General features: G+C 62.1%; 11 protein-coding genes. 9 read left to right on the plus strand and 2 right to left on the minus strand.

The features are described 5' to 3' along the window. Positions 1-8: 8 nt before the first annotated feature. Positions 9-572: a dTDP-4-dehydrorhamnose 3,5-epimerase gene (rfbC, locus tag ACBY01_RS11910; protein ID WP_416461081.1), complete on the minus strand. Its 564-nt coding sequence runs from the start codon at positions 570-572 to the stop codon at positions 9-11. A gap of 77 nt (positions 573-649) precedes the next feature. After that, the gene (locus tag ACBY01_RS11915; RefSeq protein WP_416461082.1) at positions 650-2,293 is read right to left on the minus strand and encodes a glycosyl hydrolase family 28-related protein; all 1,644 of its coding nucleotides are present in this window, start codon (positions 2,291-2,293) and stop codon (positions 650-652) included. A 175-nt stretch (positions 2,294-2,468) separates the two neighbouring features. Between ACBY01_RS11915 and ACBY01_RS11920 the strand changes: the two genes are divergently transcribed. The 9 genes from ACBY01_RS11920 to ACBY01_RS11960 all read left to right on the plus strand — a co-directional run. Continuing rightward, complete coding sequence (locus ACBY01_RS11920) at positions 2,469-3,479, plus strand: NAD-dependent 4,6-dehydratase LegB (protein ID WP_416461083.1); 1,011 nt, start codon at positions 2,469-2,471, stop codon at positions 3,477-3,479. Between the two features lie 10 nt (positions 3,480-3,489). Further along, positions 3,490-4,680 carry a LegC family aminotransferase gene (locus ACBY01_RS11925; RefSeq protein WP_416461084.1) on the plus strand — a complete coding sequence of 397 codons (1,191 nt, stop codon included), beginning with the start codon at positions 3,490-3,492 and terminating at the stop codon, positions 4,678-4,680. 3 nt (positions 4,681-4,683) lie between these two features. Beyond that, positions 4,684-5,349, plus strand: coding sequence for an acylneuraminate cytidylyltransferase family protein (locus ACBY01_RS11930; protein WP_416461085.1), 666 nt, complete (start codon positions 4,684-4,686; stop codon positions 5,347-5,349). Continuing rightward, positions 5,346-5,981 (plus strand): PglD-related sugar-binding protein, encoded by a 636-nt coding sequence (locus ACBY01_RS11935; RefSeq protein ID WP_416461086.1) that lies wholly within the window; start codon positions 5,346-5,348, stop codon positions 5,979-5,981. The genes ACBY01_RS11930 and ACBY01_RS11935 overlap by 4 nt, the downstream gene beginning before the upstream one ends. Beyond that, positions 5,978-6,985: an N-acetylneuraminate synthase gene (neuB, locus tag ACBY01_RS11940; RefSeq protein ID WP_416461087.1), complete on the plus strand. Its 1,008-nt coding sequence runs from the start codon at positions 5,978-5,980 to the stop codon at positions 6,983-6,985. Before ACBY01_RS11935 ends, neuB begins: the two co-directional genes overlap by 4 nt. Then, positions 6,982-8,157 carry a UDP-N-acetylglucosamine 2-epimerase gene (gene neuC / locus ACBY01_RS11945; RefSeq protein WP_416461088.1) on the plus strand — a complete coding sequence of 392 codons (1,176 nt, stop codon included), beginning with the start codon at positions 6,982-6,984 and terminating at the stop codon, positions 8,155-8,157. Before neuB ends, neuC begins: the two co-directional genes overlap by 4 nt. Continuing rightward, positions 8,154-9,206 (plus strand): nucleotidyltransferase family protein, encoded by a 1,053-nt coding sequence (locus tag ACBY01_RS11950; protein ID WP_416461089.1) that lies wholly within the window; start codon positions 8,154-8,156, stop codon positions 9,204-9,206. The genes neuC and ACBY01_RS11950 overlap by 4 nt, the downstream gene beginning before the upstream one ends. Before the next feature lie 36 nt (positions 9,207-9,242). Continuing rightward, positions 9,243-9,446 (plus strand): type 1 glutamine amidotransferase family protein, encoded by a 204-nt coding sequence (locus tag ACBY01_RS11955; RefSeq protein WP_416461090.1) that lies wholly within the window; start codon positions 9,243-9,245, stop codon positions 9,444-9,446. A 61-nt stretch (positions 9,447-9,507) separates the two neighbouring features. After that, positions 9,508-9,695 (plus strand): hypothetical protein (locus ACBY01_RS11960; protein ID WP_416461091.1); only part of this gene is annotated, 188 nt, incomplete at its 3' end.

The following is a 9,695-nucleotide window of genomic DNA, read 5'->3' on the forward strand; positions in this document are numbered from 1 at the left end:
GTGTTCCTTCAGGCGAGCGGTGCCAGCGGGCGGCCGTCATAGGGGAAGGGGCTGTCAAATTCGGCAAGCGTCGGCAACAGCTTATCCTTGCCGCTCAACTCGAGCGCGGTGCCGGTGGGCATCGGCCAGTCGATCCCGGCGCTGTCCCAGCGGATGCCGCCGTCATTGGCCGGGGAATAGAGGTTCGAGCATTTATAGACGACCTCGCAATCCGGCTCGAGCGTCAGGAATCCGTGCGCGAAGCCGATCGGGATGAACAGCTGATGCCCGTTCTTCGCGCTCAGCTCGGCCCCGACCCACTCGCCATAAGTGGGCGAATCCTTCCGTACATCGACCGCGACGTCATAGATACGCCCCCGGATGCAGCGCACCAGCTTGTCCTGCCCATGCGGCGGCGTCTGCCAGTGCAACCCGCGCAACGTCCATTGCGGCGCCGACAGCGAGTGGTTGTCCTGCACGAAGCTGCATTCGATCCCAAGCGCGGCAAAGGTGTCGCGGTTATAGGTCTCGGTGAACCAGCCACGAGTGTCGCCGTGGCGACTGGGCCGGATGAGCTGGACGGAAGCGTTCATGGCGGCGTCCTATAGCGCTGCTGTCCGAGAAACAATCGGTGCTTGTCAAAACCGAAAGATACCGGAAAGACGATTGCTCAAGCCACGCCGCCAAAACCCGACCATCCCTTTTGCGTCCTGACGATGCAGATCGGTTTACCCGGCCGGGGCACGAGGAAATAGAACTTGTCGCCGGGTTGAAAGGCCATGGTCCCGGCATTCGTCGGCACCGCGTTGCACGCCATGTCAGTAAAGGTGCCGATACGGTGCGGACGCGCCCAAGCGCCGGCGTTCAGGAAGGCCGACCGGTCGCCCAGAATGCTGGCAGCGCTGATGAAGCTCTTGGCGCTGGTGTCGGCGATGTCGCGAATATGAAGGCGTAAGCCCTCGATTTTTCGGGATTCCAGTTCGGCATTGATGCCTTCGCCACCGCCCAGGAAATGTCCGCCTTCGAATGTGCATGGCATGTTGCCGTAATTCCCTGCCGCGAACAGGAAATGACGTCCATTGCCACCCGCGACCGTTCGATTGTTCCTGATCGACAATCCCCCAGTCCCGGGCAATATCGTAATCATTGCCGACAGGTCGCCAGCGTCGGTGCCGTCGATGACATTGTCGTGGAACGTCCCGCCCGATGCAGCAATCAATACCAGCCTTGAGTTGGAATTGCCCGTCGGGCAACCCGACACCTGATTGTCATGCATGATCCAGCCCACATAGCTGTTCGTGATACTGAGCAGCCCTGCCGGATTTCGGCCGCCGGGCAGCTTCTGGTCGAAGCGCCGGGCATTGATGACGTTGTTCGCGATTACACCGCCACGTACCGGCGAGGCGTCGAGGACATTGGTACAGACGATCCCGCCGCCATTGACGCCAAGCAGGGTGTTCCCCGTAATCGTCCAGCCACTTGCCCCTTCCTCGACGGCGATCATCGACGGGATCATCGCCATTTTTTCATTGGTAATCGCATTGTTCGCGATGACCGATCCGACGCACGATACTCCGTTGACCGCAATCGCCGCGTCGGTGGCATTGACGATGACGTTGTCGCTGACAAGCGTGTTGCGGCCCTTGGCGAAGACCGCGCCACTACATTCGATAAACTGGCATCCGATCACGCTGAGATAGGGGGCATTGCCCAAACTCCAGATACAGGTGCCCTTGGGATTGCCCAGAAATCGGCAACCACGAATCGTCGTCGAGGGTGCAGTGGTCCAGATCAGGCCGTTTTCGACCGCGCTACCCAATGGGGCGTCCAAGGCATCGAAGACAATGTCGGTGATGCTGATGTCGGCGGCAGTAACGAACAGGACCCGCATATGCGACCCGTTGCCGTCGCTGTCGGCGTCGGTCCTGAAATTGCGCGCAACCTTGATCCTGCCGCCCCCCGACAGCGAAACGCCCCTTTTCGAAAGCGTGAGCGATCCGGTGACCAGATAGGATTTCCCCGGCGCAAGGTGGATGCTGGCGCCCGTGTCGAAGGCCGCCTGAAGCGCGGTGGTGTCGTCCGTCCTTCCATTGCCGGCCGCGCCGTAATCTTCGGGCGAAACCGCCGACCCGACGTTTTTCGGCCGGAACGGAGCGGGATCGACGCGCTGTGGCAAACCCGATGACGAGGTGCTGGACAGAACGCACAGCCCCGCAGCGGCGCCCAGCGCAAGGCGACGCGAAACATTGGTTCCCATGTTACCGACACTCGCCCGGTCGTCGTCGGAGGGAGGATTGCTGCTCGTCGTCGACATGTGTTTTCGAACTCCTGAACGGACGATGGCTCGTCCGACTTTTTTTCGCGATCGATCTGGAGGGGAGGATCGGGGGCGACTATAGGAGCCGCCATCCGGACGGAAGGGCGCTGGTCCGCAAAGGTGCGCTGGCCCGGTGCACGGTCGCGATCGCAGATGGACACATGGATATTACATGAACTTACGGGAAAAGAAGGTACTGGTTACCGGTGCCGACGGTTTCATCGGATCGCACCTTGTCGAATATCTGGTCGAGCAGGGACATGATGTCCGCGCGTTCGTCTATTACAACAGCTTCAACAGCTGGGGCTGGCTCGATCAATCGTCGGCGAATGTCCGCAAGTCGATCGATGTCTTCAGCGGCGATATCCGCGATCCGCACGGGGTGCGACAGGCCATGTGCGGCTGCGACGTGGTCCTGCATCTCGCCGCGCTGATTGCGATCCCTTATTCTTATCACTCGCCCGACACGTACGTGGATACGAACGTGAAGGGGACGCTGAACGTGGTCCAGGCGGCGCGCGAACTCGGTATCGAGCGGGTCGTCCATACCTCTACGAGCGAAGTCTACGGCACCGCACGTTTCGTACCGATTACGGAAGCGCATCCGCTGCAGGGTCAGTCGCCCTATTCGGCTAGTAAGATCGGCGCCGACCAGATGGCGCTCAGCTTCCATTCGTCGTTCGAGACGCCGGTCGCGGTCATCCGGCCGTTCAATACCTATGGTCCGCGTCAGTCGGCGCGTGCCGTGATCCCGACCATTATCACTCAGATCGCGGCCGGCGCCGAAGAGATTCGGTTGGGTGCGCTGCATCCCACCCGTGACTTCAACTTCGTGCGAGACACCGTCCGCGGCTTTGTCGCGGTTGCGGAAGCGGACGCCGCGATCGGGCAGGTCGTCAATATCGGTAGCGATTATGAAATCTCGATCGCGGATACCGCCGCGCTGATCGCCGAGCGGATGGGTCGCGATGTGCGCATCACCTGCGAGAACGAACGGTTGCGACCCGACGGCAGCGAGGTCGAGCGGTTGTGGGCGTCGAATGCGCTGGCGCGAGAACTGACGGGCTGGGCGCCGGAATATGCCGAGCGCGATGGGTTCGGGCGTGGGCTGGACGAGACGATCGCCTGGTTCACCGACCCGGTCAACCTCGCCCAATATAAGACCGACATTTACAACATCTGAAGGGGTGGCGATGGCCAGCGTTTCCGACATCGGCACAACCGCCATCGAGCAGGGCGTCCTAGCCGCCGTCCGATCGGTACTGGGTCCGGCGGAATCGATGATCCCGCTGCACGAACCCGAATTAACGGGCAACGAAGCGGCGTACGTTAAGGATTGCATTGATACGGGTTGGGTGTCGTCGGTTGGCGCCTATGTCGACCGGATCGAGCACGATCTGGCCGCGTTTGCCGGTGTTGGCCATGCAGTGGCGACCGCCAATGGCACCGCAGCGCTCCACATCTGCGCGATCCTCGCTGGTGTCGAGCCGGGTGACGAGGTGCTGATGCCGACGCTCACCTTCGTTGCGACGGCGAATGCGGTGTCCTATGCTGGCGCCGTACCGCACTTCGTCGATTCCGAGGAAGCGACACTCGGCGTCGACGCATCGGCGATCGAGAACCATCTGCGTGGCACAGCCGAAATTCAGGGCGGGGTGTGCGTCAATCGGGGCACAGGTGCGAGGATCCGTGCGCTCATCGTCATGCATGCTTTCGGCCATCCCGCCGATCTGGACGCGCTGGCGGCGGTTTGCGAGCGCTGGAATCTGATCCTGATCGAGGATGCCGCCGAATCCCTCGGTTCATCCTATCACGGCCGCCATACCGGCAATGTCGGCAAGGTTTCGGCGCTCAGTTTCAATGGCAACAAGGTGATGACGACCGGCGGCGGCGGCGCGATCCTGACCAACGACCCTGTATTGGCGCGTCGTGCGAAGCATCTGACGACCACCGCGCGCGTGCCACACCGGTGGAACTTCGTTCATGACGAGATCGGCTACAATTATCGCCTGCCCAATCTCAATGCCGCTCTGGGGTGCGCGCAGATCGAGCGGCTGCCGGATATGTTGGCCCGCAAGCGCCGCCTGGCCGAGCGCTATGATGCGGCATTCGCCGACGTGCCGGATGTACGTTTCCTTGTCGAACCCGCAGGAAGCCGCAGCAACTACTGGCTGAACACGGTCGTCCTCGATGCCGCGCAGGCGGACCAGCATGACGTCGTACTGGCTGCGCTCAACGACGCAAATTACATGTCGCGTCCGGTCTGGACGCTGATGCACCGCCTGCCCATGTACGCCAACTGCCCGCGCGGAGACTTGCGGACGGCTGAAAGCCTGGCGTCGCGTGTCATCAATATTCCCAGCAGTCCCAAGCTTGCGGACTGACGCGTGTCGATCCTCGGCCTTATTCCGGCGCGCGGCGGGTCCAAGGGCATTCCGCGCAAGAACGTTCTGCCGATGGCGGGCAAGCCCCTTATCGCCTGGACGATTGAGGCGGCGCTGGCGGCCGGGAATATCGATCGGGTCGTCGTGACGACCGACGATGCCGAGATCGCCGAGGTGGCTTCGCAGCACGGCGCCGATGTGCCGTTCCTGCGCCCTGCCGACCTGGCCCGAGACGAGACGCCGGGGATTGATCCTGTCCTTCACGCGATCGACGCGCTGCCAGGCTATGATATCGTCGTGTTATTGCAGCCGACATCGCCATTGCGCACCGCAGCCGACATCGATGCCGCAGCCGCAATGGCCCGGACCGGGACGGGTGTGGTGAGCGTCACCGAGGCGCCACATGCCGGTTGGATATTTGAAATGAACGCCGGGGGTGCCCTCGACATCGGGGCCGCACCGCCGCCCACCCGGCGACAGGATATGCCGACGCGCTATGCGCTCAATGGTGCGATCTATGTCGCGGACACAAAAGAGCTACGCGAAAGCCGCAGCTTCCTGCTGCCCGGCGCCATCGGCTACGTCATGCCGGCCGAGCGATCGGTGGACATCGACGGGCCGCTCGACTGGCGTCTGGCCGAACTGCTTCTTGCGGATCGCGGCGGATGAACGATCCGGTCTTCATTTTCGGCACAGGCGGCCATGCCCGTGATGTGGCCGAGGTCGTGCGGGCAATCGGACGTGTTCCAGTCTTCGTGACGCATGACATTGCCGAAATTGAGCGATGGTCGGGCAAAGACACGATCTGTCTGGAAACCGATGCAGTCGCGACACCGACCGCCGAGTTCGCCATCGGGATCGGCGACGGTAATGTTCGAGCGCGTGTCGCTGCGACGTATCCGCAGTTGCGTTTTCCTGCGCTCATCCACCCCGATACGAGCTTCGCGGAGGGTCAGCGTGCTCTGGCCGAAGCTGCCACCGGCACCGTCGTTTTCGCCGGCGTACGGATCATGGCCGGGGTCGGAATCGGTCGCTTCTGCACGCTGAACCTGAACGCCACCGTGTCGCACGACTGCGAGATCGATGATTTCGCTAACCTGTCGCCGGGCGCCAATGTCGCGGGCAACGTGCGGATCGGCCGTGGCGCTTGGATCGGCATCGGCGCGATCGTCAACCAAGGGGCCGATGCGAAGAAGCTCGAGATCGGTGCCAACACGGTCGTGGGTTCGGGTGCGGTCGTGTTGCGCGACTGTGAGCCTGATTCGATCTACGTGGGCAACCCCGCTAGGAAGATTCGATGAGCGTATTGATTATCGCCGAGGCAGGCGTGAACCATAATGGCGACCTGGATCGGGCGTGTGCGCTGGTGTGGGCGGCGGCCGCTGCCGGGGCGGATATGGTCAAGTTCCAGACCTTTTCCGCCAGCAAGATCGCTGCGGGCCATGCACCCAAGGCGAGCTATCAGCAGGCATCGACCGATGCAGCTGAAAGCCAGCGCGACATGATCGCCAAACTGGAATTATCGCCTGCCGACCATGCCGCACTGGTCGCCGAAAGCCAGCGTGCGGGCATCCGCTTCTTCTCGACCGGCTTCGATGAGAAAAGTCTGGACATGCTGGTCGACGAGATCGGTATCGACCGGATCAAGATGCCGTCGGGCGAAATCACAAACCTACCGTTGCTGCGCCATGCCGCGAGCAAGTCGCTGCCGGTGATCCTGTCCACGGGCATGGCGACGCTCGGCGAGATCGAGGATGCGATCGGCGTGCTGGAGGCGGGCGGCATCGTGCGTCGCGACATCACTGTCCTGCATTGCAATACCGAATATCCGACGCCGCCCGCCGATGTGAATCTGCGGGCGATGAACGCGATCGGCAATGCGTTCGGCGTGGCGATCGGCTATTCGGACCATACGCTTGGCACCGAGATTTCGGTCGCGGCGACCGCGCTCGGCGCGACGGTGATCGAGAAACATTTCACGCTGGACCGCACGTTGCCGGGTCCCGATCACGCGGCCAGCCTCGAACCCGATGAGCTGAAGGCAATGGTGCGTGCGATCCGAAATGTCGAAGCGGCGATGGCCGGCGACGGCATCAAGCGCCCAAGCGCCAGCGAGATCGGAAATCGCCCGATCGCCCGCAAGTCCATCATCGCCGCGCGCGACATTGCGGCGGGCGAGATATTGTCGGCTGAAAATCTGACGGCCAAGCGGCCGGGAACCGGCTTGTCACCAATGTTGTGGGACAGTGTGATCGGACGACCCGCGTCGCGTGCCTTTGCCACCGACGAGATGATCGAGCCGTGACACGAAAGATCGCGATCGTCACCGGCAGCCGTGCCGAATACGGGCTGCTGTGTCCAGTCATCGCCGGTGTACAGACCGACCCGGCACTCGAGCTGCAACTCGTCGTCACGGGTATGCACCTTTCGCCTGAATTCGGTTCGACCTGGCGCGAGATCGAGGCGGATGGCGTGTCGATCGCGGCGAATGTCGAGATGCTCCTGGGATCTGATACGGCCGTCGGCGTGACGAAGTCGACCGGGCTGGGGATGATCGGGTTTGCCGATGCTTTCGCTGCGCTGCGGCCCGACATCGTCGTCGTGCTCGGCGACCGTTTCGAAATCCTCGCGGCGGCAACCGCGGCGATGCTGGCGGCGATCCCGGTCGCGCATCTACACGGCGGCGAAACAACCGAGGGCGCCTTCGACGAGGCGATTCGACATGCGGTGACCAAGATGGCCCAACTCCATTTCGTTGCCGCCGCCCCTTATCGCGACCGGGTTGTGCAGCTTGGCGAGCAACCGGATCGTGTTTTCGATGTCGGCGGACTGGGCGTCGACGCGATCGGCCGGGTCGAGCGGCTATCGCGAGAAGCGCTCGAAAGTGACCTCGGTATCGACCTGGGGCGTCGCAGTGTACTCGTCACCTTTCATCCCATCACGCTCGATCCTGGGGCGGGGGTGACGCAATTTTCTGCGCTGCTCGACGCGCTCGACCGGTGTGAACCGGATTCCACCCTGATCTTCACGATGCCGAACGCCGACACCGGTGGCCGCGAACTCATGCGCCTTGTCGAAACCCATGTGGCGTCGCGGCCGCACGCCCACGCCTTCACATCGCTAGGACAGCGACGTTATCTCTCGCTGCTGGCACAGGTGGACGCCGTCGTCGGGAATTCGTCGAGCGGGTTGCTTGAGGCGCCCAGTTTTCACGTCGGCACGCTCGACATCGGCGATCGTCAGGCAGGGCGGCTCAAGGCCGGAAGCGTGATTTCGTGCGAGCCGACTGCTAGTTCGATCGCAGCGGGTTTGCGCGCGCTTCGTGATCCCGCGTTCGTCGCCGCGCTTCCGGCGACCGTGAATCCATATGGTCGAGGCGGTGCGGGGGAAGCGATCGTCGATGTTCTACGCTCAGTTGCGTTGGAGGGATTGGTGAAGAAGCGTTTCCACGATTTGCCTCTCGGGCGGCCGGCATGAATCCTCCCAATAAACCATGGCGCGACGCACTACTCGGCGAGACCGCAAGCGTACGCGACGCGATAGGCTCGCTCAACGAAAGCGGGCTTCAGATCGTTCTCGTGGTCGACACAAACGAGGCGCTGACCGGGACCATTACCGATGGCGATGTCCGGCGCGGTATCCTACGCGGCGTCGGTATGGACGATCCGGTAAGCGAGATACTGCATCGCGAGCCGATGGTGCTGCCGCCCGACATGGATCGCCAGACGGCATTGCAGGTGATGCGCAGCAATGGGCTCCACCAGTTGCCGGTGGTCGACGAGCAGCGCCGCGTTATCGGTCTTCACCTGTGGAACATGCTCGACACGCCACCCGCGCGGCCCAACACGATGGTGATCATGGCAGGCGGGCGCGGCACGCGTTTGTACCCGCATACCGAAAATTGCCCAAAGCCGATGTTGCCGGTGGGTGGCAAACCGATGATCGAGCACATCGTCGAACGCGCGCGTGCCGAGGGCTTCGAGCGCTTTGTCTTTGCGATCCATTATCTCGGACACATGCTTGAGGAGCATTTCGGCGACGGTTCGCGGTTCGGTGTCGAGATCGACTATCTCCGTGAGGAACGACCACTGGGAACGGGCGGCGCTCTTGGCCTCATGAAGCATCGTCCCGAAGGACCGTTCGTCGTGACCAATGGCGATGTCCTGAGTGATGTTCGTTATGGCGAAATTCTCGACTTCCACGTGCGTCACAATGCGACTGCGACGATGGCGGTACGCCCCCATGAATGGCAGCATCCGTTCGGCGTCGTTCACACGGAGGGTGTCGACATTACCGGTTTCGAAGAAAAGCCCATGGTCCGAAGCCGGATCAATGCGGGTATCTACGCACTCGACCCCTCCGTGCTCGATCATATCGCGCACGGTGAACATTGTGACATGCCTACGCTGTTCGAGCGAGTGCAGGCTTCCTCGCGACGCACAATCGTGTATCCGATGCACGAACCGTGGCTCGATGTCGGTCGCCCGGCCGACCTCGAGCTCGCCCGCGCGGCCCATGAGGTCTAGTTCATCCGTCGAACAATCCGTGTCGAGAAGGTTGCCATGAAGATCGCTTCGAGTTCCGCCGACGACTGGTCGCGGTTCGATCGTCCTGCGTCCGCCGCTGACCTACTCGCTATCTATCGCTATGATAATGTTACGATGACCGCTGCGATCCAGCGCGGTACTGTCTTTGGCTGCCAGTTCCATCCGGAAAAGAGCGGCCCCGCCCTGCTCGCGATCATCCAGCGGTTTCTCGACAGTTAAGCGCCGCTTGCCCGCACCAACCGGGCGTCCCCTTTCAAAATATGGCGTGATTTAACCAAAAATGGCGGTGATCAACATCAACGAGTTTATGGGGCGCTTTCACGAGCTTGAGCGCGATTTTGCCCTGTTTAGCGACGCCGTTGACGGCGATCTGTGGTGGGACAGCATCCGCTTCGAAGTCTGCTATTGTCTTTACGATTGCCTGACGGGAGCGACCTATTCGCAGGCATTGCGGCCGGGTGGCCGATC

The sequence above is a fragment of the Sphingomonas mangrovi genome (assembly GCF_047975845.1).
Lineage (GTDB): Bacteria > Pseudomonadota > Alphaproteobacteria > Sphingomonadales > Sphingomonadaceae > Sphingomonas.

Coding starts and splice junctions, on each gene's coding strand:
- neuB (WP_416461087.1), top strand. CDS start 5,978: ATGAGCGTATTGATTATCGCCGAGGCAGGCGTGAACCATAATGGCGAC.
- rfbC (WP_416461081.1), bottom strand. CDS start 572: ATGAACGCTTCCGTCCAGCTCATCCGGCCCAGTCGCCACGGCGACACT.
- ACBY01_RS11935 (WP_416461086.1), top strand. CDS start 5,346: ATGAACGATCCGGTCTTCATTTTCGGCACAGGCGGCCATGCCCGTGAT.
- ACBY01_RS11950 (WP_416461089.1), top strand. CDS start 8,154: ATGAATCCTCCCAATAAACCATGGCGCGACGCACTACTCGGCGAGACC.
- ACBY01_RS11920 (WP_416461083.1), top strand. CDS start 2,469: ATGAACTTACGGGAAAAGAAGGTACTGGTTACCGGTGCCGACGGTTTC.
- ACBY01_RS11955 (WP_416461090.1), top strand. CDS start 9,243: ATGAAGATCGCTTCGAGTTCCGCCGACGACTGGTCGCGGTTCGATCGT.
- ACBY01_RS11915 (WP_416461082.1), bottom strand. CDS start 2,293: ATGTCGACGACGAGCAGCAATCCTCCCTCCGACGACGACCGGGCGAGT.
- ACBY01_RS11925 (WP_416461084.1), top strand. CDS start 3,490: ATGGCCAGCGTTTCCGACATCGGCACAACCGCCATCGAGCAGGGCGTC.